Genomic DNA, 22,024 nt, shown 5'->3' with positions numbered 1-22,024 from the left:
ACAATGGTCGTCCGAGACTGTACCGTGGGCCTGCGTTAAATGAAAATCATTGTCGAAAGGGGTTCCGGTGCTGTCTCATCCCGACCGCCGCACGCCCGTCGTGATGCTGGCCGGCTTCGACGGTCTCACGACGACCGGCGTGGATCACCTGGCGCGGATGCTGCGGGACACGCCCGGCACCGTCGTGATCCGCCACGACCTGACCGAACTGCACGAGGGCATCGTTCGCCGCACCGTCTCCTACCTCCCGCTGGGGGAGGCGTCGGGCGAGGTCATCCGCCACCGCACCGTGCACGAGCTGGCGCACGGGTGCGTCTCCTGCACGCTGCGGGCGGATCTGCTGCCGCTGCTGTGTCGGCTGGCGGCGCGGGATTCGGTGCGGCGCATCGTGATCGCGCTGGATCCGGCGTTCGAAGCGGAGGCGGTGTGCCATGCGATCGCGAATGTTCCCGTCGCCGGGGTGGTGGGCCGGGTCGACGGCCCGGCCGGGCGGGACGTGCGGGTCGAGGCCGTGGTCACCTGCCTGGACGCGCGGAGCTGGCTGGCGGACGCCCTGAGCGAGGAGACCCTGGCCGACCGCGGGCAGGCCGACGCCGATGACGATCGGACGGTGGCGCAGCTCGCCGTGGGCCAGGTCGAATTCGCCGATGTCGCAGTGGTTCTCGGCGCGGACGGCACGCTCGAATCGGACCGGGCCCGGCTGGGCGCGGTGCTGGACCGGCTGCTGCCGCAGGCGCCGCGGGTATGGGCGAACGATCCGGAGGCGTTGGGCGCCGAGCGGATCGAGGCGTTGCTCGCGGAAATCCCGGCGGACTCGCGGCGCGGCCGCCTCTTCGACGCGCACGCCCCGCTGCTGCGCGGGCAGCCGCCGCTGGACACCGACCACGGCGTGACGCTGATCGAGTTCGCCACCGACCGCCCGTTCCATCCCGTCCGCCTGCACGAGGCGCTGGACGTGCTGTTCGACGGCGTGGTCACCGCCCGCGGCCGGATCTGGCTGGCCACCCAGCCCGACGAGGTGGTGTGGCTGGAGTCGGCCGGCGGCGGGCTGCGCGTCGGTTCGGCCGGGCCGTGGCTGGCGGCGATGTCACCGCGGGAGCTGGCCGCCGCCGACCCGGATCGGCGGGCGCTGGCGGCGCTGCGCTGGGACGAGCAGTTCGGCGACCGCGACATCTCGCTGGTGATCCTCACCTGTGACGGCGATGCCGACGAGATCCGCCGCGCGCTGCACTGGGCGCTGGTCGACGACGCCGAACTGCTGCTGGTGCACAGCGCCCCGGAACTGGTGGCGCAGTGGGAGGACCCGTTCGGCGAGTGGCATGCGGACCCGTGCGCGGACGGGTCCGAGTCCGACCCGGCATCCAGCGCCTCGCCGACCGGCGAGCAGCGCACGACAGAAAGGTAGGGCCATGAAGGCAGGAATCCATCCGGATTACCATCCGGTGATCTTCGAGGACGTGAGCACCGGCAAGCGCTTCCTCACCCGCTCGACCGCGACCGGAACCCGGACCGCCGAGTGGACCGACGGCAACAGCTATCCGCTGATCACCGTCGATGTCACCGCCGACTCGCACCCGTTCTGGACCGGCGCGAATCGCGTGCTGGACACCCAGGGCCGGGTGGAGAAGTTCGAACGCAAGTACGGCAGGCGGCAACGCGGCGGATCGTCGTCCACTCCGACCGAACGAGGGGAGGGCTAGGCGATGGCGGTTCCCAAGCGGCGGATGTCGCGGGCCAACACCCGCAGCCGGCGAGCGAACTGGAAGGCGACGCCGCCCGACCTGGTGCCGGTCAGCGTCGGGGGCGTCACCTATCGGGTACCGCGGCGCCTGGTGGCCGCCGTGCGCCGGGGCGTGATCGACCCGGAGCGGCTGTAGCGGCCGGGGCGGTCAGCCTTCCTTCGCGGCGAGGTCGGCCAGGGCGGCCGCGAGCCGGAAGTACTTGTTGCCGGCCAGGTCCGCGACCGTCTTGATGCCCAGCGCGTCGAGCAGTTTCGCGTCGTGGCTCTCGGTGAGTCCGGCCAGGGCCGACGGTGGTGCGGAGAGGACTTCCTTCAGTTCCTTGTTCTCGTATGCCCTGTCGAGGACTTTGTCGAGGGACACGGTGACGGCCATCGGAATCTCCTTGAGAGCGAGTCGGGTTCGGGCAAGCAGACGATAACTCGAAGTGTGCTCGTTGTGGGGAGTATTGGTGGATTCGAGTCGGGACCGTCCAGTCTGTACAGTGCTGTCCGACATGAATGATTTGCCCGAATCCCGCAACCGCGGTGGGAATCACGACGTTGCGACTAGCTGCAAGCTCGTACACATTGCGATTGCTTTGCGGTAACTGATCGGCGAATTACCTACTGGTAGTTCGTTTTTGAGCGACGAAAAAGTCGCGCCGAAGTGATGCTTTCGTGGCGTTGCCCCGGTACGCTCGTCCGGGAGGGCGGGTTCTCCCGAGAAATCGCGAGAACCCGCTCATCGCCACTCCGGCGCGCTTCCCGTCTTCTCTCGCGCTATTGCTTTGTGCCCGTTGCTCGTTGGGTTCCGTTCTGCGGGCCCTCCTCGCCGCGGCCGGGCAGCGGGAGATCGGCCAGCAGCGCCTCGAGCCTGGCCAGCTGATCGCCCACGAGTTCGGCCGGGCCCTGTAGCAACGACAGCGGCCACGGCCAGTGGTGCCCGGACAGCCGCTCGACCTCCTTCTCCAACTCCGCGACCGTCGCCTCCAAGTCACCGATCTCGGTGCGCAATTCGGCGATCTGCGCCAAGGCCGCCGCCACACCGTCCACCAGCGTGCGGTTACGGCCGTCCGCGTCGGTGCCCAACTGCGGCCAGCCCGCCAGTCCAGGACCGCGCTGCTGGATCTGGATATCGCGCAGAATCGCGTCCTGTTCCGGCGTCAACTCTCCTACCTCCTGATCGAAATCCCATTGCCCGAAGTCCACGGCCTCGGCCTCGTTCACATCGCAGACCACCCCGTTGACGACCACCTGCCGACGCGTCTGATGCAGCTGCCGGCGGGTTTCGACATTGCCGCCCGACCAGGCATCCGTCTGCCAGGCCCAGCGCGCGACGCCGGCGTCCAGAGCCCGGCTCACCGGCCAGTACCCGCCGTAGATTCCGATCCATTCGCGGCCCAGCACGGTGGCCGCGCCGTCGAGATAGGCGTTGATCGGAAGCTGCTGGGCGGGCGTGGCGTCGAAGTCGACGGAAAAGTAGACCGGCCGGTCGGTGCGGCCGTCGCAGCGCAGTATCTGCGCCACGGCGGCGCGGGCGTCGGTGACCCCCGCCGCGAAACCGTCGAGCATGCGGGTGGCGGTGGTCTCCCAGTTCGAGACGATCGATATCTCGTGGGCGCGCAGGTCCTCCGCCTCCTCGGGGGTCAGGAGTTTGCCGGGCAGCGTCGGGCCGCCGGGCGAGAGGTAGCGGACCACGAAGTCGAAACCCGCGGCGCGGATGGCCTGGCCCCCGGGCCTGCCGGCGGCGTAGTCCAAGCCGAAACGCATGGCTCCCACTGTAATTCGCGCAGGTTATCACCGCTGACACATCGGTGAACCAGGGTGTGTCCGGAGGAGACGGCCGGCGCCGTCGTCACCGCGGCGCGGGGTGCGGGGAGATGTCGCAGTAACACAACTCACAGCAGAAAGAGCTGAGCATTCACTGAGGGTCCCTAGCGGGGAGTTTGCTGGCGGCATTTGCGGTCTCTTAACACGCGCGGCTCGGCCTATCGATCCGTTGATACATTCTGTTACGAATCCGTAATAGTGTGGAGTGAACCTACTGACGGGTTCTCAGTGAGCCTGCGCGCCGGAGGTTGGTGGCGCACCTGCTGCAGAAAGTATTCGAGGGTATGAAGTTCAGGAAGTTCGCCGCAACGTCCGCACTGGTCATCGCGGCTCTGGGAGTCGGTGCCGGGACGTCCTACGCCCAGCCCGCCACCGTCGACAACCCCGATATCCACTACACCGCCGATGTGGTGGACAAGTCCGTGGTGGTGCGGACCGATGCCGGTTCGCTGACCACCGATAACAACCAGCTCCAGGTCCGGGACAACCGCGGAAACGTGGTTGCTGGATTTCCGCTGAGCTATTTGCGGGACGGCTTGGAATATCCGATCGCGGCGGCGGCCGACGGCGCCAACGAGGTCACCCTGACGCCGAGCGTCGACCCCGCGGCGGCGCACCCGGCGCCCATGCTGCACGACGTCGCCTCCCGGGAGGAGATGGACGACGCGATGTCCAATGCCGGCACCGAGTTCGCCCTCGCCACCGGCGTCGGCACCCTCGTCGGCACCGTCATCGGCCTGGCGGGCGGCTGCCTGCTGGGCGCGCTCGCCGGGACGCCGTTCCTGGTGATCCCGGGCTGGATCGGCGGCTGCCTCACGGGCGCCGCACTCGGTGCGCCGCTGGGCGCCGCGGCGGGTCTGGTGACCGTCGGCGGCGTCGCCGGGATCGCCGTGGCGGTCGAGTACTTCAGCCGGATCAACACGCCCCCCGCGGGCTGATCGCGGCTGTGCCGCAACGCAATCGGGCCGGACCGCCGTCGTGGCGCTCCGGCCCGATGCCGTATCCGTCGTGCCGCGTATCAGCCGACCGGGTCCGGGCTGCGGCGGCGCGGTACCGCCCGGACGGGCGCGTTGTCCTGCTGGGGCGGCACCGTCGGCCGGGGGGAGCGGCTGCGGTCGGGTGCGACCAGGATCGCGGTGATCGGGATCGCCAGCGACAGCGTCCCGACCGCGAAGATCGGGACGAACAGGCTGAAAAGATCCTCGCCCGCCGGTTGCAGCACGGCCGAGTCCACCCGGACCTGCACCCCGGCCAGTCCGACGTAGTGCACCGCGCTGACCGCCACCGCGAACAGTAGCGCCACCCCGGTCAGCACGGGCATCGACCGGAAGCGCGAGATGGTCCACAGCACGCCGAGGGAGATCACCACCGCCAGCACGATCGAACCGGCGGTCGACGCCATGTTCACCCGTACCGATCCCTGCACCCGGATGGCGTCCATGCCGAGGTAGTGCATGAGCCCCAGTCCGAGTCCCATGGCCACGCCGCCGCCCGCCAGCCGGAGCGGCTCGGCCGCCCGGCCCATCACGAGCAGGCCGGCCAGCACCGCCGCGACCGCGAGGATCGCCGCGAGCACCATGCGGGCCACGTCGTAGCGAATCGCGCCCACCGGTACCTCGACGCCGAGCATGGTGACGAAGACCGCCAGCCAGGTGCCCACGCCGCCGAGCGACGCGGCCGCCGCGGCCAGCCACACCAGGCGGAAGCGTGCCGTCACCGACAGCGTCGACTGCCGCACGCATGCCAGGCCCACCACGGCCCCCGCGAACGACAGGGCCACCGACAGGCCCAGCACCCAGTACCCCAGCGAGAAGTAGTGCACCGGTCCCTCAGCCCTGTCCGACGGTCTGCTGCTGTGCCGTGGTGAGGCGCTTGATGGCGTACTCGGTCACCGCCGCGAGGGCGTGCCGCACCTCGTTGGCGTTGCGGGCGTCCACATCGACCACCGGCACCTCCTCGCGGATGGTCAGCGCCTCGCGCAACTCGCTCGCGGGGAACTGCGGCGCGCCGGGAAATCGGTTGACCGCCACCAGGAATGGCAGTTCGCGCGCCTCGAAGAAATCGACCACGGCGAAGCTGTCCTCGAGGCGGCGGGTATCCACCAGCACCACCGAGCCGATGGCGCCGCGGATCAGGTCGTCCCACATGAACCAGAATCGGCGCTGCCCGGGCGTGCCGAACAGGTACAGGGTGAGGTCGCCCGGCAGCTTGATGCGGCCGAAATCCATGGCGACCGTGGTGGTTTCCTTGCCGGGGGTGGCCGACAGGTCGTCGATGCCGTCGGAAACGCCGGTCACCATTGCCTCGGTGCGCAGCGGCACGATCTCGGAGACCGCGCCGACAAAAGTGGTTTTCCCCGCGCCGAAGCCACCGGCCACCACGATCTTGGTGGATGCGGTACGGGGGTCGGGTAGTGCGTCAGAGGGCACGAAGTCCACGCAGGGTCCTCTCCATCAGGGATCGGCGCTCGTCGAAGCTCGCATTGTCGCTCAGCGTGGTATACACCCGCAGCATGCCGGCGACAACCAGATCGCCGATAACCACCCGGACCATGCCGAGCGGTCTGTTCAGGTGTGCGGCGATCTCGGCGACGGACAAGCGGGCGGCGCCGAGCCGCAGGATGTCGGTGCGCACATCACCGACGGGCCAATCGAATTGGTTAGCGTACGGCAGGGTTTCGACGACCGCCTCCATCGGCAGATCGACCGCCGGCTGGGTGCGCCCGGCGGTCAGTGCGTAAGGGCGGACGCGAGTTGTCGGCCGGCCGGGGCCGGCTCCGGAAAGATCGGACATCGCGCTCGCTAGACCGCTCTCGCCTTGGCCTGCACCACGGATCCGACCCGATCGACCAGTAGCGCCATCTCGTAGCCGATCCGGCCGATATCGTGCTGCTTGTTGGCCAGCACGGCGAGATGCGAGCCGTTGCCGACGCTCATCACCAGCAGGTAGCCGCGCTGCATGTCGACCACGGACTGCATCACCTTGCCGCCGTTGAACAACTGCGCCGCGCCCGACGACAGGCTGGCCAGCCCGGCCGTGACCGCCGACAGTTGCTCGGCCCGGTCCGACGGCAGGTTCGGGCTGGTGGCCTGCAGCAGCCCGTCGGCCGACACCAGCACCGCATGGGAGACGCCGGGGACCTCCCGGGTGAAGCGGGCGACCAGCCAGTTCAGATTTTCGTCGGTGGTCTGCTCGGTGTCGGTCATGATAGGCCTCCGTCATCGTTGTACTGGGCATCTGCTCGTCCGCTGCGGACACCACTCAGATGCCTCGACAAGTTGTTGCGGATCTCCTCGGGATCGGGAGCGCCCGGTTCCTCGGCCGGTGCCAATCCGCCCGGCACCAACTGCGCACCCGGACGCCGAATCGGCAGGCCACCGCTGGTCCGGTCGGTGGTGGCCGGTTGGCTGGCATCCGCGGCGGCGGCCCAGCCCTCGTCGGCCGGGGATGCCCACATCCCGGCCGGTGTGCTCGACGACGGTTCGACCAGCCACTCCGAGACCATGCGCTGGTAGATCGGAGTGGCGGGGCCGGACGCGCCCGATTCGGGAGCGGTCGATCCCGTGGTTTCCCGGCGAGCAGTCGCGGGCTCCGGTGTCGCCGGGCGGGTGACGTTCGGGGCCGTACCGGTCGCGCGAGTCGCTGATCGCGCGGTGGTGGGTGGGGGCGAAAACGCCTCGCCCCGTTGCGGATCCGGCTGCGAGCCGCCGTCGATCCGGGGCGACTTGTCGAACTGAGGAAAGGTCTCCTCGCGTGGGGCCGTGGCAAAGCCCGACCCCGACATGAACCCCGACCCCGAACCCGATTTCGACCCCGCGCCGAACCCAGAATCCGTGGTGGACTGCGGGTCCGCGCCGAACCTCGAGCCCGGGTCGGCCTGTGAGTCTGCGCTGAACCTGGAGCGCGTGTCGGCCTGTGGGTTCGCGTCGAACCTCGAGCCCGTGTCGGACTGCGAGTTCGCGTCGAACCCGGAGCCTGTGTCGGTCTGCGGGTCCGCGCCGAACCCAGAACCGTTGTCGGCCTGTGGGTTCGCGCCGAACCCCTGGCCTGCGCCGGACGGCGGGTCGGATGCAGCGTCCGTGTCGGCCTGCGCGTTCGCCGAATTCGGGGGCGGTTGGAAGGTTGAGCGCGGCTGGAATCTCGAGCGCGCTTGGAAGTTCGGGCGCGGTTCGGAATTCGAGTCCGCCTCGAACTCTGAGCCCTTCTGGAACTCCGCGTCCGCATCGAACGTCGTGTCCGGGTCGAACTCCGAGTCCGGGTCGAACTCGGTACCTGCCCCGAACTCCGAATTCGGCGCGAAGCCCGTGTCCGCCTCGAGGTTCGAGTGTGTGGCGAGCTCCGGAGCGTCGTCGAAGGCCGAGGTCGTCCCGGACGGTTCGGCGGCGGACTGCAGCGGGAGGAGGGCGGTCTGCTGTGTGGTCAGCCCAGGCTCGTCGGCATCGTCGTAGTCGCGCTCGCCCGGCTCGTCTTCGGGATCGGCCCACATGTTCAAGGCCGGGCGGGCGGGCGGCACCGCACGCCAGGAGCCTGTGGTCGGTGGGGTCCAACCGTTGTGCGAGTCGGCATCTCGGTCGCCGGGCGCGGGGTCGACGTCGGAATCGGTCGCCGCGAGGGCGGAGACGGACTCGGGGGTGCGGCGTTGCGGGAGACCGGCGCTGGTCGTGCCGTACAGCGACGGCTCCGCGGACGGCACGGCGGTCAGGAAACGCTGCGTGGCGTTCGCGGGCTCGTCCTCGACACCCGCGGGGGCGGTGAAGGTTCCGGTGACCGGTGCTCCGCCGTCCGCCGGCGACACCAGCGAACCCGGCAGGTGCACACCGGCCGTGATGCCCGACTGGTGCGACATCGAGGAGGTGCGCCGCAAGCTGACGGTGATGGTGTGCCGCTTGGCGAGCCTTCCGACGACGAAAAGCCCCATGCGCCGGGCGGTTTCGATGGTGACCTCGCCACCGGAGGCCAGTCGCTCGTTGATGGCGGTCAGGTCGTCGACGGACATGCCGAGGCCGCGGTCGGTGATCTCGATTAGGTAGCCGCCGTCCACCGCCCGGTTCACCGACACCGCCACCGGGGTGCTGGGCGGCGAGTAGCGCAGCGAGTTGTCGATCAGCTCGGCAAGCAGGTGCTCGATGTCGACGGCCGGTTCACCCGCGACGATGCCGTCGGGCACGGAACCGATCTCGACGCGCTGGTAATCCTCCACCTGCGAGACCGCGCTCCACAGCATGTCCGACAGCGGCACCGGCGGCAGATGCCCGCGGCGCAACGCGGTACCGGCCAGCACCAGCAGGTTGTCGCCGTTGCGGCGCATGCGGGTGGCGAGGTGGTCCAGCCGGAACAGGCTTTGCAACCGTCCGGAGTCGTCCTCGTCGCGCTCGAGATCCTCGATCAGGGTCAGCTGCTGTTCGACCAGCGATTGGCTACGCCGCGACAGGGTCTCGAACATGCTGCTGATCTGCAGTCGCAGGCGAGCCTGATCGGCCGCCAGATGCAGCGCCTGGCGGTGCATGTCGTCGACGGCCCGGGCCAGCTGACCGATCTCCTCGGTGGTCTGCACGTCGACCGGGACGATCTCCGGCGTGGCGCCGCCCTGGCGCACGACCGCGAGTTCGGCGGGCAGGTCGTCGTGCGCGACCTGCAGGGCGTCGCGCCGCAGCCGCCGCACCGGGACGACCAGCGAGCGGGCCACCGCCAGGGCCAGCGCCAGCCCCGCCAACAGCGTCACCACCACGATCGCCACGTCCCGCAGCACCTGCCCGCGGGCCTCGGTGAGGCTGTCGCGCAGGCTGGTGTCGATCAGGTCGACCAAGCGGTTGGTGGAGTCGGTGTAGATCCCCGAACTGGTCCGCAGCGAGTCCGCGACACCGGGTAGCTCGATGGGCTCCACCGAGTTCTGGTTCAGGGCGTCGACGCGGGTCTGCAGGGCGGCGAGCAGCACGTCGGGCCGGTCGGCCGTCTCCGGATAGACCGCGGCGTACTGGTGGATCGTGGCCGATTCACCACCGGCGGACAGCAGCGCCTGCGACACCAGCGCGGGATTGTCGCCGAGTTCGCCGCTGATGATCCACAGCTGCTCCTGGGTGAACATCTGCCGGGCGATGGCGATGACGCCCATCTGCACGTAGTACCGCTCGATCGCGGTCTCTTTGGGGGTGGGCAGCGCGGTGATCGCGGTGTCGATGTGGGTGGCGACCTCGTCGGCCTGCTTGCCGATCTGCATCGGTGAGGTGCCGGTGCGGTTCTCACGCAGCGCGCGTCCCGCGGCGAGCGCGTTGTTGATCGCGGTGGTGACGCGCTTGTCCGCCTTCGATACCTGTAGTGCGGCTTGCAGATTGGCCAGCGACTGGTCGAAGTGGGCGGCGTCCTGGTCGAGCGTGGGCTTCGCGGCGCGATCGCCGGGACCGTCACCGGCCGCGGTGATTGCCAGCTGGTTCGCGGCCGAACTGTATTCCAGCATCGGCCGGATGATTCGAGCCTGCTCGCCGGCCGTGTTCAGTTGCGAGATGGTAGCCAGCTCGCCCTTGATGCGCAGCACAGCGAAGACCGAGGCGAGGATGACGGGCAGCAGCAGAACGATGCCGACCTTGCTCGTCACGGACAGGTTGGACAGATTGCTCTGCCATGGCCGCGGTGCTGTGCCCATACCCGCTCGTGTCGCCTCCGCTTGCTTATGGCCCTCCGGTCCGGGCGCGGCGCCGACCGCAATGCCCGCCGAAGCTCGGAAAGCTCCCACCCGAGACCTGATTCGTTGCCCGGGTGTAGCGGCCTTCGGGGTGTATCCCGCGCACAACCAACTGGAGGTCTTCTTTTACGGCTCGCAACATACCGCGTGGAGTGGGCTACGGCAATTCGGAACTCCCCTGCGCGAGGGGTCGATTATTGCTGACCACAATATGTTTCGCAGCTTATGTGATGGCTCACCCATGGCCCGCCGGACGGGTGAGTGGGCATCGCCGCAGGAAGGCCCGGCGTGTCGCATGTTTGCTTCTCAGTCGGCTCTCAGTCGGTACGGTCAGACTGATGGTTATGCGCATTCTGGTAGTCGATGACGATCGGGCGGTGCGCGAATCGCTGCGTCGATCGCTCACCTTCAACGGCTACTCCGTCGATCTGGCCGTCGATGGGGTCGACGCCCTGGACCGGGTCGGGGTGCAGCGTCCCGACGCCCTGGTGCTCGATGTGATGATGCCGCGGCTGGACGGTCTCGAGGTGTGCCGCAGGCTCCGCAGCACCGGCGACGATCTGCCGATTCTGGTTCTCACCGCCCGCGATTCGGTCTCCGAGCGGGTCGCCGGGCTGGACGCCGGCGCCGACGACTATCTGCCCAAGCCGTTCGCGCTGGAGGAGTTGCTGGCCCGGCTGCGCGCCCTGCTGCGCCGCACCGCCGCCGACTCGGGCGTCGAGTCCTCCGAGGCGATGCGGTTCGCCGATCTGTCGCTGGATCCGGTGACCCGCGAGGTCGCCCGCGGCGAGCGCTCGATCAGCCTGACCCGCACCGAGTTCTCGCTGCTCGAGATGCTGATGGCCAATCCGCGCCGGGTGCTGACCCGCAGCCGCATCCTCGAGGAGGTGTGGGGTTACGACTTCCCGACCTCGGGCAACGCGCTCGAGGTCTACATCGGTTACCTGCGCCGCAAGACCGAGGCCGAGAACGAGCCCCGGTTGATCCATACCGTGCGCGGCGTCGGTTACGTGCTGCGCGAGACCCCGCCGTAGGAGTGCCGTAGTGGTGGGTAGAACAGTTCCGCGCCGACCGGTGGTCGCCGGGCTGCGGCCCCGGTCCGACGCGCACGAACTGCGCCCGCCGATGCCGCTGACGCGCTCGGTCTCCCTGCGCTGGCGTGTGACGCTGCTGGCCGCGTCCGTGGTGGCGGTGGCCGTGGCGGTGACCTCGATTGCCGCGTACGCCATGGTGGCGCGCGCGTTGTACGCCGATGTCGACAATCAGCTGCGGGCCCGCGCCGAAGCCATGATCGACAACAATTTCGATGCCTACGGTGTCGTACCGGTGTTGCAATTCGCGGGCCTCTACTCCAAGGAGGTCGGCGTCGCGCTCATCTATCCGGACCCGGAACAGGCGTACGTCCCGCCGCAGCAGACCCTGCCGCCGATCGGGGAGCCCGAATTGGCGGTCGCGCACGGCAAATCCGCGTCCTCGCTGCGTACCTACGGCAACCAGCGGGTGCTCGCCGAGCGGATGAAAAGTGGTGCGACACTGATCATTTCGCAAGGATTGCAGCCGACCAGGCGCGTGCTCGACCGGCTGGCGTGGCTGTTGTTCGTGATCGGGGGGTGCGGTGTGGTGGTCGCCGCCGCGGCGGGGACGGCGGTGGGGCGCACCGGTCTGCGTCCGGTCGCGCGGCTGACCGCCGCCACCGAGCGAGTGGCCCGCACCGACGACCTGACGCCCATCCCGGTGACCGGCGACGACGAATTGGCGCGGCTCACCGAGAGTTTCAACACGATGCTGCGCGCGCTCGCGGAATCGCGCGATCGGCAGCGTCGCCTGGTCGCCGACGCCGGGCACGAATTACGCACCCCGCTCACGTCATTGCGCACCAATATGGAATTGCTGATCGCCTCGCAGCGCCCGGGTGCGCCGCCCATTTCCGAACAGGACATGGCCGAATTGCGGGCCGATGTGATCGCCCAGATCGAGGAATTGTCCAATCTCGTCGGTGATCTGGTCGATCTCGCGCGCGAAGACGCCCCCGAAAACGTTTACGAACGAGTCGATCTGGGCGAGGTGGCCGAGCGTGCGCTGGAACGCGCCCGGCGTCGTCGAACGGGCCTGGAATTCGTCGCGGAGTTGCGACCCTGGTTCGTCTACGGCTACGAGGCCGGTCTCGAACGGGCCATTCTCAATGTGCTGGACAACGCGGCGAAGTGGAATCCGGTGGGTGCGCCCGTACTGGTCAGGATGCGCGAAACCGGGCTTGGGCTACTCGAACTCACCGTCGACGACGCCGGGCCCGGGATACCGCCCGCCGAACGGGAACTCGTTTTCGAACGCTTCTACCGAACGACCGCCTCGCGCTCGATGCCCGGCTCCGGATTGGGTCTCGCCATCGTCAAACAGGTGGTGACCAAGCACGGAGGGACGATTGTCATCGAAACGTCCGAGCGTGGCGGCACCCTGGTCCGCATCGTGCTTCCCGGTGCGGGCGAGCCTCCGCCCGAGGACGCGTAAATCCGGTTCGGAGCGCGAGCCGGGGCAACCCTAGGATGACGAGAGGCAGGCACGGATGTCTCGGACAACTGATAGTGCGATCTCAGTCCGCTCTCAGTCGGCGTCACCACACTAGGCGGCAGACTCGAGGAGAAACGAGAGAAATGACCGAGGACTCGAAGGACACGCGGGACGAGTCGGCCGCGCCGAGCGGCCCGGCCTCGCACCCCGACGCCCCGCGCCCCGCCCAGCCGCAATCCGACCCGCGGCCCGCATCGAGCGCCCCCACCCCCCAGCAGCCGTATCCAGGTCAGCCCCAACAGGACCCATACGTCCCGCAAAGCCCATGGGCCCCAACCCCGCCCCCGAACTCACCGCAGGGTCCGGGTGTCGTGCAGGATTCGGGCGTTTCCTATGGCCCGAATCAGGCATACGGTCCGCAGGGGCCGAATGCCGAGCATGCCGTGTACGGGATGGGGGATCAGCAGACAGCTCCGCTGCCGCCGTATCCGCCCGGCCAGGGTGTCGGGTATCCCGCGGCGTCGGCCGGGTATCCGGGGACGCCGGGACGTCGCGGGCGGGCGGGCCTGATCGCCGGTGCCGTGGCGCTGGCTCTGGTCAGTGGTGGCGTCGGAGGTGCGGTCGGCGCGCTCGTCAGCGGTTCGGACGACGGTGGATCGTCCACGTCGATCAATGCGTTGAATGCCCCGTCGCCCAAGTCCGGGCAGCCCGCCGCCAACGCACCCGCGGGCACCGTCCCCGCGGTGGCGCAGAAGGTGGTGCCCAGCGTCGTCATGATCCAGGTGGTCGGGGCCCGCGCGCAGGGTGAGGGCTCGGGCGTGGTGCTCTCCTCGGACGGAATGATCCTCACCAACAACCACGTCGCCAGCGGCGCCGGGCCGAACGCGAAGATCGAGGTGCAGTTCAGCGACGGCAGCGTCGCCGGCGCGACCGTCGTCGGCCTCGATCCGGTGTCGGACCTGGCCGTCATCAAGGCCGACAAGACCGGCCTGACACCCATCGAACTGGGCTCCTCGCAGAACCTCCAGGTCGGCCAGTCGGTGGTCGCGGTCGGCTCCCCACTCGGCCTGGCCGGAACGGTGACCACCGGCATCGTGTCCGCCCTGAATCGCCCGGTCTCCGCCAGCGGCGAAGGCGGCGCCGAACCGGCTTCGGTCATCTCCGCGATCCAGACCGACGCGCCGATCAACCCCGGCAACTCCGGTGGCGCGCTGGTCGATATGAACGGCAATCTCATCGGGATCAATACCGCGATCGCGACGCTCGGCTCCTCGGAACTCACCGGACAGCAGAGCGGTTCGATCGGGCTCGGTTTCGCCATTCCGGTCGACCAGGCGCGCCGGGTCGCCGATCAGCTGATCAAGACCGGTCGCGCGACGTATGCCCAGGTCGGCATTACCGTGTCGCGCGCCGACGACATGAACGGCGCTCGGGTGCAGGACGTCACCCCGGACGGCCCGGCGGCCAAGGCCGGCATCCCGCCCGGCACGGTGGTGACCAGGGTCGACAGTCAGGTCATCGACTCGGGCAACGCCCTGGTCGCCGCCATCCGCTCACATCAGCCGGGGGACAAGGTGAAGATCACCTATACCGACGACAAGGGACAGAACCCGAAGACCGCCGAGGTGACCCTCGCCGCGGCGCCCGCGGAGGGAGGCCGATGAACCGCCGCCCGCGCCCGGTCACGGTGCTGGACGACCGCCGTCCACGCCCCGGGGACACTGCGCCGATGTCACAGCTGGACGCTACGGTGAGCAACATGGAAATGGATGCCGCTGTGGCCGGCCGTGCACTTGTGGTGGTAGTCGACGACCGTACCGCGCACGGCGCGGTGGATTCGCTGGGGCCGCTGGTCACCGAGCTGCTCACCGAGGCCGGATTCCTGGTCGACGCCACGGTGCTGGTCGCCAACGACGAGGTCGAGATCCGCAACGCGCTCAACACCGCCGTCATCGGCGGCGTCGATCTGGTGATCTCGGTCGGCGGTACCGGCATGTCCCCGCGCGACGTGACACCGGAGGTCACCTCCGAGGTGCTCGATCGCGAGCTGCCAGGCATCAGTGAGGCGCTGCGCTCCTCCGGGCTGGCCGCCGGTTCCCTCGACGCTGGCCTCTCGCGCGGGCTGGCCGGTGTCTCCGGCAGCACGCTGGTGGTCAACCTGCCCGGCACCCGGGCCGCCGTGCGCGACGGCATGGCCACACTGAGCCCGCTGGCCGCCCGGGTCATCGACGAGCTGTCCGGATTGGACGAGTGAGCCACACCGAGCAAGACGACCCGACCCCGCGCCCGAGCCGTTCCGACGACTCGACGCGGGGTCGCGTTCGTCCGGAGTCCGATGCGGCGCGACTGGCCCGCATCTTCGGAGATACCCTTCCGCAAACAACCAGTGACGAACGGTCGCCCGACGGCGAACGGGCGGGCTCGCCGGACGACTGGTTGCGTTCACAAGTACCCCCTCATCACGGCTGACCCGTCGCATCACGGCGCTATCACAACGTCTCGTATGTGTCATCGCTCCGATCACCCCTCGATTGGGAGCGCTCACAGCATTTATGCGTAAAACGTGATATGTCGCGCATTGTTGCGTGATCCAGATCACACCTCGTTTGCAGGGCCTTGCGTTGTCAGGTAGATGCCGGTGCGTTTAATGTCCCACTTTGGGCTGCTACACCTGCGGATCCCAACGGCTCGAGCAAGGCGTGCCGGCGCCGACCTCAGCGGAACAGTGCCCAGTTCCGACCGTTGGTTGTCGTTGCCGGAAATTTGGCGTCGGTTACACGGCGGCAACAAGCCAGCGACAAACTGAGCTGGGCCTGAAGGGACCCGCTTTTCAACCTCGAAAGCCGAGGTTGACAGTTAGAACCTGATGAGGGGAAGTATGAGCGAGAACCGCACCATCGGTCTGCGGCGTGGTGCCCGCTTCGCGGGTATCGGCGCAGCTGCGGCCGTTGCCATCGGCCTTTTCTCCACCGGTGCTGCCAACGCCGACACCTTCGTACCGTTGCCGGACGGTCACAAGGTAGGTCCCAATGGCGTTGTCATCACGCGCACCGGAGAGCACGCAACCATTTCACCGTCTCTGGCAGCCAACGGTGCGGGCCGCACCGTGTGGGTGTCGGGTAACGCCATCGCCGACGTGCCGAACGCTCCCGAAGCGGAGGTCGGCCCGAACAACGGTCCACTCAACGCGCCGGGAACGAACAATTCGTCCACGCACGGCGCGTCCCAGGTGAACTCCGGCTACATAGTCGGTTGCCAGGTCAACATCGGTTCCGATGCCATCTCCGCCGGTATCTCCGGCGGCGTCAGCATGACCGATGCGAGCATCGGCGGTTCCATCGGCCTGGAACTCGGCCCCGGCGACGTGAAGTTCGTCCAGATCGACTACAAGGACATCACGAAGCCCGGCCGCTACTCGGTCGAGTACCAGGATGCGGAGATCGAGATCCAGAATTGCGCGGGTTATGCCCAGGCGCGGTCGTACACGGTCGTCGAGGTCGTCGGTGACCACTACTCGAAGACCACTCTCTACGGGCAGCCGTTCTCCATCGGCTGACGTTGGTCGATTCCGCCAAAACCATTACCGCGTAAAGCGATTCATTGAGGGACTCGTTATGAACATCCGTAAGACCGTGGCCCGTGCGGCCGGTATCGGCGCTGTCGCGACCGCCGCTCTAGGCCTTTTCTCCACCGGTGCAGCCAACGCCGACACATTCATCCCGCTGCCGGGCGCGGAACTCACCAAGACCCTGTCCGACGGCACCGTCGTGCACATCTGGGTCGACGGCGAATCGGCGAACATCAATCCGTCCATGGGTTCGACTCCGGTGCACCGCAATGCGTGGGTCACCGGCAGCGCCCATGTGGACATCGGCGGTGACACCAGTGCCACCGGCGGCAGCATCTACCCCGGTTACGTCGTCGGCTGCCAGGTCAACATCGATGGCGGCGGCGTCAACGGTGGCCCGGAGGCGGGCGCGTCGTGGGACACCGAAGGCAATGTCACCCCGTCGGTCAAGGGCAGCGGCGGCGGTGACCTGACCCTCGGACCCGGTCAGGCGCAGTCGTTCTACGTGCTCGATCTGGAGCAGGCCGACGACTACGGCAACGAGGCGCACAAGAAGCGCAACAAGTTCAAGGGCAACAGCGGCTCGGTGTCCTGGGCCGACGAGACCATCGGCCTCAACGGCTGCGGCGGCTACGCGCAGGCGCGGTCGTTCGTGAGCGTCGAGGTCGAGACCGACAACGTCATCTCCTGGGTGACGGTGTGGGGTCAGCCCTTCAGCATCGGCTGATCACCGGTACGAACCGATAACCGAGGGGCCCGGCGCCATCCCGGCGCCGGGTCCGTCGTGTTCAGGTTTCGTGCCGACCGCCCGCGCTCTTGCCGCCCTCGGCGAGCAGATCGCGAATCTCGCGCAGCAGTTCCAGTTCGGTCGCCTCGTCCTTGGTGGCCGCGCCCCACCGTTTCTTGGCCCTGGCCGCCGGCATCACCAGCACGAAGTACAGGATCGCCGCGATCATCAGGAAATTGATCGCGGCGGTGACGATCGGCCCGACGGCGATGAAGGTGGCCGGTTTATCGGCGTCGAGCTGGATGCCCCAACCCAGTTCGTTCTGTTCGCCGAGCAGCGCGAGCAACGGATTGATGATCCCGTTGGTGAAGGCCGTGACGATCGCGACGAAGGCGGTGCCCAGGACCACCGCGACGGCCAAGTCGATCACATTCCCGCGAAGCAGGAACTCCTTGAAACCCTTCAGCATTGCGGCTCCTGTCTCCTCACCGCGCCCTGGCATCGGGCAGAAGTGCTGGTAGTGGTGTATAGCGCGGTGGATGGCTGCGTTTCGGATCGGGTAGACCGGATGCTACTCGAGTTGAAGGCAAATATTCGGCGAACTTTGTGAAGGTCGCGTGCCGGTCAATGGAAGACGACGGTCAGCGCGCTGGTGAGTGAGGCCGCCGCCACGATGGTGGCGGGCGCGGGATCCAGCGCGACGAGCACGACTCGCTCGTCGGAACCACGGGCCTTGGCGGCACCCGCGATGAGCACCACCACGGCATCGGTGGCGAGCGTGTGCGGCGGCGCGGGACCGTGCGCGCCCTCGGCGGCGTGCTCCGCGCCCGCGATCACATCGACCCGGTCTCCGGTGCGGAGGATGTCGGCAACAGCGTTGTCCGCCAAGCGAATCGGCACGATGCGGGCCTCTCTCGCGCCGGTGGCGGCCGTGGCCAGCCGCGGGCCGAGTACGCGGAGGTCGGTGAGTATCTCGCCCGCCCGCACCGGCCCGGTCACCGTGGCGCCCAGTACGGGTGCGACGTCGCGGAGAGCGCCCTCCGGCAACATGCCGGCAGGGCGGGGGACGCGGTGCAGATCGGCGGTCTCCAGCACGTGGCCGGGCGACAGATCGCGTGCGGCGACAACGATGTCGACCGGGTGCGTGTCGGGGTCGCCGCGCAAGTACAGGGCTCCGGCCAGTACGACGAGCGCGGCCGCGAGCACACGGCGGGCCAGCGCGGCATCCGCCCACGCGGGGCGGTATCGGATCAGCCTGTCCCAGTGCGGTTCCCGGCCCAGGTCGGCATCGCGGCGCGGTCGTCGTCTCATGCCCGGGACGCTACGTCGGGCGTCGCCGATCAGCGCCGGAAATCAGCTGGTCGACACCGAGCTGTGGATAACGAGAATGCTGTGGAAAACTCGCCGGAGGCGAGCGTCGCTCAAGCGACCGCCGAACCGGTGGTGGCCGTGCTGGAGCCGTTGGCGGAGGTGCTGGTCGACGGCTTGGAGTCGGACGACGACGAACTCGACGAGTCCGCGCCGTTGGACGAACCGGACGACGAGCTGTCGGCCTTGGCGGGATCGCTCGCGGTCGAGGAACCGTTGCGGCTGTCGGTGCGGTAGAAGCCGCTGCCCTTGAAAACGATGCCGACCGAGTTGAACAGCTTGCGCAGCTTACCGTTGCACTTCTCGCAGGTGGTGAGTGTGTCGTCGGAGAACGACTGCACGATGTCGAATTTGTCACCACACTGCGTGCACTGATACGAGTAAGTAGGCACAGGAACCTCCACAGTCTCCGTCGTTGGCACTCTACAGCCGACAGTGCCAACAGTGCCAATCCGGCCTTAATTCCCGGTCACGCGCCTGCCCAGCCGCCGCAATCCGCCGCCGGGAGTGAGCGCCCAGCCCATCCGCCGATCGTGTGGTTCCTCCGGCAACCGGGACACCAGTTCGTCGTCGCGCACGACCGCGACCAGCCGGGCATCGGCGCGCGCCGCGGGCAGGGTGCGGTCGTAGTATCCCGCACCGCGACCCAGCCGCACTCCCTCGAGGTCCACGGCCAGCGCCGGGACGAGGATCACGTGCGCCGATTCGATTGCGGCCGTGGACAATCGGGGACCGTCGGGTTCCAGTAGCCCGTACCGCCCGCGGCGCAACGAACCGGCGCCGGTGTACTCGGCCCAGTCCAGCGGGCCGGGCGGCCCGGTCACCGGCAGCAGTACGCGGGCGCCGCCCGCACGCAGCGCGTCGAGCATCGCGGTCGAGCCCGGTTCGCCGCCCACCGGCACGTACGCGGCCACCCACGCACCGTCCGCCCACTCGGTGGCCAGTCGCCCCACGGCCGCGGTCAGCGCGTCCGCCTCGGTCTTCCGGACCTGCGCGCCGACGGCGGCCCGGCGCGCCGACAACTCCGCGCGCCACTGCTGTTTGTCGCGCTGACCAGCCGTATTCACCCGACCACGATAGGACCCGTGCCGAGTGTGATCTTGCCTGCGGGTGCGTTTCTCCGTCCGATCCACGGGTAATCCTGTGCCACCACAGGCCGGGCGTCGGCCGAGTTCTCCGTGGCCGCCCCGCGTGCGTGTGCCGAACCGGATTCGTCGAGTGAACCGCTCGACCGGCCGTTTCCGGACCGCCACCGGTAAGCGCCGCACCCGGCCGACGCTTAGGCTCTCCGGATGCCGGGCCCGGTCGAAGCGGGTCCGGCCGACGAATCTGATGGATAGGGTGTGCGACATGACAGCTGACGCCGGAACGGACGCGCCGCAGGCCTGTTTCCGCACCGCGGTGGTGCCCGCGGCCGGGCTCGGAACGCGGTTCCTGCCCGCGACCAAGACCGTGCCGAAGGAACTGCTGCCGGTGGTGGACACTCCCGGCATCGAACTGGTCGCGGCGGAGGCCGCCGAGTCCGGTGCGTCCCGCCTGGTGATCGTCACCTCGCCGGGCAAGGACGGCGTGGTCGCGCACTTCGTCGAGGACCTGATGCTCGAGAGCACGCTCGCCGAGCGGGGCAAGTTCCAGCTGCTGGAGAAGGTCCGCAAGGCGCCGGGCCTGCTCGACGTGACCTCGGTCGTGCAGGAGGAGCCGCTGGGCCTCGGCCATGCCGTCGCGCAGGCCGAGCAGGTGCTCGACACCGACGAGGACGCCATCGCGGTACTGCTGCCCGACGACCTGGTGCTGCCCAGCGGTGTGCTGGAGGTGATGGACCGGGTGCGCCGCAAGCGCGGCGGCACCGTGCTCTGCGCGATCGACGTGCCCAAGGACCAGGTCAGCGCGTACGGCGTCTTCGACGTGGCCACCGTGCCCGACGCGGTGAACCCGAACGTCCTGCGTGTCAAGGGCATGGTCGAGAAGCCCGAGCTGGCCGAGGCGCCGTCCACCTACGCCGCCGCCGGCCGCTATCTGCTCGATCGCGCGATCTTCGACGCCCTGCGGCGCATCGAGCCCGGCGCGGGTGGCGAACTGCAGCTCACCGACGCCATCTCGCTGCTGATCGCGGAGGGTCATCCGGTTCATGTGGTGGTGCACCGTGGGTCGCGCCACGACCTGGGCAACCCGGGCGGTTATCTTCGTGCTGCGGTCGATTTCGCTTTGGAGCGAGAGGAATACGGCCCGGCGCTGCGCGAGTGGCTGGAGCGCCGGCTCGCTCCCGACTGGAATCCGCAGCTGACCTCGTCCGAGTGACGGGTGCGGCTCGGTTCTCGTCGTGCGGGGTCGCCAGGACGCCGGACTATGAGGGAAGGGCTGCATGCGCTCGGTTGAGGACCAGCAGATCAAGGTGACCGCGGCGGCCGTCGCCCCGCGGCCCGTCCGGGTCGCGATCTCCGAGGCCCAGGGTCTGCTGTGCGCCGAGGACGTCGTCACCGAGCGGCCGCTCCCGGGTTTCGACCAGGCGGCCATCGACGGCTACGCGGTACGCAGCGTCGATGTGCAAGGCGCGGGCGCCGATATCCGGGACGAGGACGGCCAGCCGATCGATCTGTCGCTGCCGGTCGTCGGTGAGGTCGCCGCGGGCTCGCGGCAGCCGATCCGGTTGCAGCCGCGCCAGACCGTGCGAGTCGACACCGGTGCGCCGCTGCCGACTTTGGCCGACGCGGTGCTGCCACTGGATTTCACCGACGGCGGGCGCGCCCGGTTGAAGGTGTACGAGCCGGTGCGTTCCGGCGACTACGTGCGCCGCATCGGCGACGATGTGCAGCCCGGTGACATCGCGGTGCGGGCCGGGACGATCATCGGCGCCGCGCAGGTGGGGCTGCTGGCCGCGGTGGGCCGCGACAAGGTGCTGGTGCATCCGCGGCCGCGGTTGTCGGTGATCTCGATCGGCGGCGAGCTGGTCGACATCGATCGCACGCCCGGTCCCGGCCAGGTCTACGACGTGAACTCCTATGCCCTGGCGGCGGCCGCGCGCGACGCGGGCGCGGACGTCAACCGGGTCGGCATCGTCAGCGCCGATCCGGGCCGGTTGCGTGATGTGGTGGAGGGCCAGCTGGTTCGTTCGGAGGTGGTGGTGATCGCCGGTGCGGTCGGCGGCTGGGCCTCCGAGCAGATCCGCGAGGCGCTGGCCGGGCTGGGGGAGCTGGAGGTCGCCCGGGTCGCCATGCATCCCGGCTCGGTGCAGGGCTTCGGCAGGCTGGGCCGCGACGAGGTGCCGACCTTCTTGCTGCCGTCGAATCCCGTTGGGGCACTGGTGGTCTTCGAGGTGATGGTGCGGCCGTTGATCCGGATCGCGCTGGGTCGCCGGCATCCGATGCGGCGGGTCGTGCGGGCGCGCACCATCATGCCGATCGCCTCGATGCAGGGTCGCCGCGGCTATCTGCGGGCGCAGCTCATGCGCGACGAGCAGACCAGCGAGTACCTGGTGCAGCCGCTCGGCGGCAACGGATCCTCACATCTGCTGTCCACGCTCGCCGAGGCGAACAGCCTGATCGTGCTCGACCCCGATGTCACCGAGGTGCGCACGGGGGACGAGGTTCAGGTCGCCTTCCTCGCCCAGCGCGGGTGAGATGTGGA

The 22,024-nt window shown here is 68.8% G+C and carries 23 protein-coding genes; 12 read left to right on the top strand and 11 right to left on the bottom strand.

Features of this window, described 5'->3' with window-relative positions; all coding sequences use genetic code 11:
- The first annotated feature begins 67 nt into the window (after nt 1-67).
- The 3 genes from mrf to rpmF are packed head-to-tail and all read left to right on the top strand — an operon-like array spanning nt 68 to nt 1,877.
- Complete coding sequence (gene mrf, locus QH470_RS02700; protein WP_280270634.1) at nt 68-1,405, top strand: ribosome hibernation factor-recruiting GTPase MRF; 1,338 nt, start codon at nt 68-70, stop codon at nt 1,403-1,405.
- 4 nt (nt 1,406-1,409) lie between these two features.
- Nucleotides 1,410-1,700, top strand: a complete 291-nt coding sequence (locus tag QH470_RS02695; RefSeq protein WP_280270633.1) for a type B 50S ribosomal protein L31 — start codon at nt 1,410-1,412, stop codon at nt 1,698-1,700.
- 3 nt (nt 1,701-1,703) lie between these two features.
- Nucleotides 1,704-1,877: a 50S ribosomal protein L32 gene (gene rpmF / locus QH470_RS02690; RefSeq protein ID WP_280270632.1), complete on the top strand. Its 174-nt coding sequence runs from the start codon at nt 1,704-1,706 to the stop codon at nt 1,875-1,877.
- Between the two features lie 12 nt (nt 1,878-1,889).
- On the opposite strand, the gene QH470_RS02685 is transcribed toward rpmF, so the two are convergent.
- Together QH470_RS02685 and QH470_RS02680 are read right to left on the bottom strand one after the other, a co-directional pair.
- Nucleotides 1,890-2,114 carry a hypothetical protein gene (locus QH470_RS02685; protein WP_280270631.1) on the bottom strand — a complete coding sequence of 75 codons (225 nt, stop codon included), beginning with the start codon at nt 2,112-2,114 and terminating at the stop codon, nt 1,890-1,892.
- Between the two features lie 386 nt (nt 2,115-2,500).
- Nucleotides 2,501-3,490 carry a DUF1906 domain-containing protein gene (locus QH470_RS02680; protein ID WP_280270630.1) on the bottom strand — a complete coding sequence of 330 codons (990 nt, stop codon included), beginning with the start codon at nt 3,488-3,490 and terminating at the stop codon, nt 2,501-2,503.
- A gap of 344 nt (nt 3,491-3,834) precedes the next feature.
- Between QH470_RS02680 and QH470_RS02675 the strand changes: the two genes are divergently transcribed.
- Nucleotides 3,835-4,488 (top strand): DUF8020 domain-containing protein, encoded by a 654-nt coding sequence (locus QH470_RS02675; RefSeq protein ID WP_280270629.1) that lies wholly within the window; start codon nt 3,835-3,837, stop codon nt 4,486-4,488.
- An 80-nt stretch (nt 4,489-4,568) separates the two neighbouring features.
- On the opposite strand, the gene QH470_RS02670 is transcribed toward QH470_RS02675, so the two are convergent.
- The 5 genes from QH470_RS02670 to QH470_RS02650 are packed head-to-tail and all read right to left on the bottom strand — an operon-like array spanning nt 4,569 to nt 10,190.
- Nucleotides 4,569-5,372 carry an MHYT domain-containing protein gene (locus tag QH470_RS02670; protein ID WP_280270628.1) on the bottom strand — a complete coding sequence of 268 codons (804 nt, stop codon included), beginning with the start codon at nt 5,370-5,372 and terminating at the stop codon, nt 4,569-4,571.
- A 7-nt stretch (nt 5,373-5,379) separates the two neighbouring features.
- Complete coding sequence (locus QH470_RS02665; RefSeq protein ID WP_400181231.1) at nt 5,380-5,988, bottom strand: GTP-binding protein; 609 nt, start codon at nt 5,986-5,988, stop codon at nt 5,380-5,382.
- Nucleotides 5,969-6,343: a DUF742 domain-containing protein gene (locus tag QH470_RS02660; protein ID WP_187685299.1), complete on the bottom strand. Its 375-nt coding sequence runs from the start codon at nt 6,341-6,343 to the stop codon at nt 5,969-5,971. The genes QH470_RS02665 and QH470_RS02660 overlap by 20 nt, the downstream gene beginning before the upstream one ends.
- Before the next feature lie 8 nt (nt 6,344-6,351).
- Nucleotides 6,352-6,756, bottom strand: coding sequence for a roadblock/LC7 domain-containing protein (locus QH470_RS02655; protein WP_280270627.1), 405 nt, complete (start codon nt 6,754-6,756; stop codon nt 6,352-6,354).
- Nucleotides 6,753-10,190 carry an ATP-binding protein gene (locus QH470_RS02650; RefSeq protein WP_280270626.1) on the bottom strand — a complete coding sequence of 1,146 codons (3,438 nt, stop codon included), beginning with the start codon at nt 10,188-10,190 and terminating at the stop codon, nt 6,753-6,755. Before QH470_RS02650 ends, QH470_RS02655 begins: the two co-directional genes overlap by 4 nt.
- A 383-nt stretch (nt 10,191-10,573) precedes the next feature.
- Between QH470_RS02650 and QH470_RS02645 the strand changes: the two genes are divergently transcribed.
- The 6 genes from QH470_RS02645 to QH470_RS02620 all read left to right on the top strand — a co-directional run bounded on the left by QH470_RS02645 (nt 10,574) and on the right by QH470_RS02620 (nt 17,032).
- Nucleotides 10,574-11,263 carry a response regulator transcription factor gene (locus tag QH470_RS02645; RefSeq protein WP_187685297.1) on the top strand — a complete coding sequence of 230 codons (690 nt, stop codon included), beginning with the start codon at nt 10,574-10,576 and terminating at the stop codon, nt 11,261-11,263.
- A gap of 91 nt (nt 11,264-11,354) precedes the next feature.
- Nucleotides 11,355-12,737, top strand: a complete 1,383-nt coding sequence (locus QH470_RS02640; protein WP_280270644.1) for a sensor histidine kinase — start codon at nt 11,355-11,357, stop codon at nt 12,735-12,737.
- Between the two features lie 143 nt (nt 12,738-12,880).
- The gene (locus QH470_RS02635) at nt 12,881-14,401 is read left to right on the top strand and encodes a S1C family serine protease (RefSeq protein ID WP_280270625.1); all 1,521 of its coding nucleotides are present in this window, start codon (nt 12,881-12,883) and stop codon (nt 14,399-14,401) included.
- Nucleotides 14,402-14,466: 65 nt separating this feature from the next.
- The gene (locus QH470_RS02630; protein WP_400181234.1) at nt 14,467-14,991 is read left to right on the top strand and encodes a MogA/MoaB family molybdenum cofactor biosynthesis protein; all 525 of its coding nucleotides are present in this window, start codon (nt 14,467-14,469) and stop codon (nt 14,989-14,991) included.
- A 624-nt stretch (nt 14,992-15,615) separates the two neighbouring features.
- Nucleotides 15,616-16,293 (top strand): MspA family porin, encoded by a 678-nt coding sequence (locus QH470_RS02625; protein ID WP_280270624.1) that lies wholly within the window; start codon nt 15,616-15,618, stop codon nt 16,291-16,293.
- A gap of 58 nt (nt 16,294-16,351) precedes the next feature.
- On the top strand, nt 16,352-17,032 hold the full coding sequence (locus tag QH470_RS02620; protein ID WP_280270623.1) for an MspA family porin: 681 nt from the start codon (nt 16,352-16,354) through the stop codon (nt 17,030-17,032).
- A gap of 61 nt (nt 17,033-17,093) precedes the next feature.
- Here the strand turns inward: QH470_RS02620 and mscL are convergent, their stop codons facing one another.
- The 4 genes from mscL to QH470_RS02600 all read right to left on the bottom strand — a co-directional run bounded on the left by mscL (nt 17,094) and on the right by QH470_RS02600 (nt 19,467).
- A complete protein-coding gene (gene mscL, locus QH470_RS02615; RefSeq protein WP_280270622.1) occupies nt 17,094-17,501 on the bottom strand; it encodes a large conductance mechanosensitive channel protein MscL in 408 nt (135 codons plus the stop codon).
- A gap of 155 nt (nt 17,502-17,656) precedes the next feature.
- Nucleotides 17,657-18,343 (bottom strand): SAF domain-containing protein, encoded by a 687-nt coding sequence (locus QH470_RS02610; RefSeq protein WP_280270621.1) that lies wholly within the window; start codon nt 18,341-18,343, stop codon nt 17,657-17,659.
- A 110-nt stretch (nt 18,344-18,453) separates the two neighbouring features.
- A complete protein-coding gene (locus QH470_RS02605) occupies nt 18,454-18,792 on the bottom strand; it encodes an FmdB family zinc ribbon protein (protein WP_280270620.1) in 339 nt (112 codons plus the stop codon).
- A 66-nt stretch (nt 18,793-18,858) separates the two neighbouring features.
- A complete protein-coding gene (locus QH470_RS02600) occupies nt 18,859-19,467 on the bottom strand; it encodes a 5-formyltetrahydrofolate cyclo-ligase (protein WP_280270619.1) in 609 nt (202 codons plus the stop codon).
- A gap of 283 nt (nt 19,468-19,750) precedes the next feature.
- Between QH470_RS02600 and QH470_RS02595 the strand changes: the two genes are divergently transcribed.
- Together QH470_RS02595 and glp are read left to right on the top strand one after the other, a co-directional pair.
- Nucleotides 19,751-20,698, top strand: a complete 948-nt coding sequence (locus QH470_RS02595; RefSeq protein WP_280270618.1) for a UTP--glucose-1-phosphate uridylyltransferase — start codon at nt 19,751-19,753, stop codon at nt 20,696-20,698.
- A gap of 64 nt (nt 20,699-20,762) precedes the next feature.
- On the top strand, nt 20,763-22,016 hold the full coding sequence (gene glp / locus QH470_RS02590; RefSeq protein WP_280270617.1) for a molybdotransferase-like divisome protein Glp: 1,254 nt from the start codon (nt 20,763-20,765) through the stop codon (nt 22,014-22,016).
- Nucleotides 22,017-22,024: the final 8 nt, after the last annotated feature.

Source organism: Nocardia wallacei (assembly GCF_029868745.1).
Taxonomy (GTDB): domain Bacteria; phylum Actinomycetota; class Actinomycetes; order Mycobacteriales; family Mycobacteriaceae; genus Nocardia; species Nocardia wallacei_B.
This window is presented reverse-complemented; position numbering and strand designations above follow the sequence as displayed.

Coding starts and splice junctions, on each gene's coding strand:
- QH470_RS02640 (WP_280270644.1), top strand. CDS start 11,355: ATGCCGCTGACGCGCTCGGTCTCCCTGCGCTGGCGTGTGACGCTGCTG.
- QH470_RS02630 (WP_400181234.1), top strand. CDS start 14,467: ATGTCACAGCTGGACGCTACGGTGAGCAACATGGAAATGGATGCCGCT.
- QH470_RS02655 (WP_280270627.1), bottom strand. CDS start 6,756: ATGACCGACACCGAGCAGACCACCGACGAAAATCTGAACTGGCTGGTC.
- glp (WP_280270617.1), top strand. CDS start 20,763: ATGCGCTCGGTTGAGGACCAGCAGATCAAGGTGACCGCGGCGGCCGTC.
- QH470_RS02685 (WP_280270631.1), bottom strand. CDS start 2,114: ATGGCCGTCACCGTGTCCCTCGACAAAGTCCTCGACAGGGCATACGAG.
- QH470_RS02650 (WP_280270626.1), bottom strand. CDS start 10,190: ATGGGCACAGCACCGCGGCCATGGCAGAGCAATCTGTCCAACCTGTCC.
- QH470_RS02675 (WP_280270629.1), top strand. CDS start 3,835: ATGAAGTTCAGGAAGTTCGCCGCAACGTCCGCACTGGTCATCGCGGCT.
- QH470_RS02610 (WP_280270621.1), bottom strand. CDS start 18,343: ATGAGACGACGACCGCGCCGCGATGCCGACCTGGGCCGGGAACCGCAC.
- QH470_RS02660 (WP_187685299.1), bottom strand. CDS start 6,343: ATGTCCGATCTTTCCGGAGCCGGCCCCGGCCGGCCGACAACTCGCGTC.
- QH470_RS02625 (WP_280270624.1), top strand. CDS start 15,616: ATGAGCGAGAACCGCACCATCGGTCTGCGGCGTGGTGCCCGCTTCGCG.
- QH470_RS02635 (WP_280270625.1), top strand. CDS start 12,881: ATGACCGAGGACTCGAAGGACACGCGGGACGAGTCGGCCGCGCCGAGC.
- QH470_RS02680 (WP_280270630.1), bottom strand. CDS start 3,490: ATGCGTTTCGGCTTGGACTACGCCGCCGGCAGGCCCGGGGGCCAGGCC.
- QH470_RS02695 (WP_280270633.1), top strand. CDS start 1,410: ATGAAGGCAGGAATCCATCCGGATTACCATCCGGTGATCTTCGAGGAC.
- QH470_RS02595 (WP_280270618.1), top strand. CDS start 19,751: ATGACAGCTGACGCCGGAACGGACGCGCCGCAGGCCTGTTTCCGCACC.
- QH470_RS02620 (WP_280270623.1), top strand. CDS start 16,352: ATGAACATCCGTAAGACCGTGGCCCGTGCGGCCGGTATCGGCGCTGTC.
- rpmF (WP_280270632.1), top strand. CDS start 1,704: ATGGCGGTTCCCAAGCGGCGGATGTCGCGGGCCAACACCCGCAGCCGG.
- mscL (WP_280270622.1), bottom strand. CDS start 17,501: ATGCTGAAGGGTTTCAAGGAGTTCCTGCTTCGCGGGAATGTGATCGAC.
- QH470_RS02645 (WP_187685297.1), top strand. CDS start 10,574: ATGCGCATTCTGGTAGTCGATGACGATCGGGCGGTGCGCGAATCGCTG.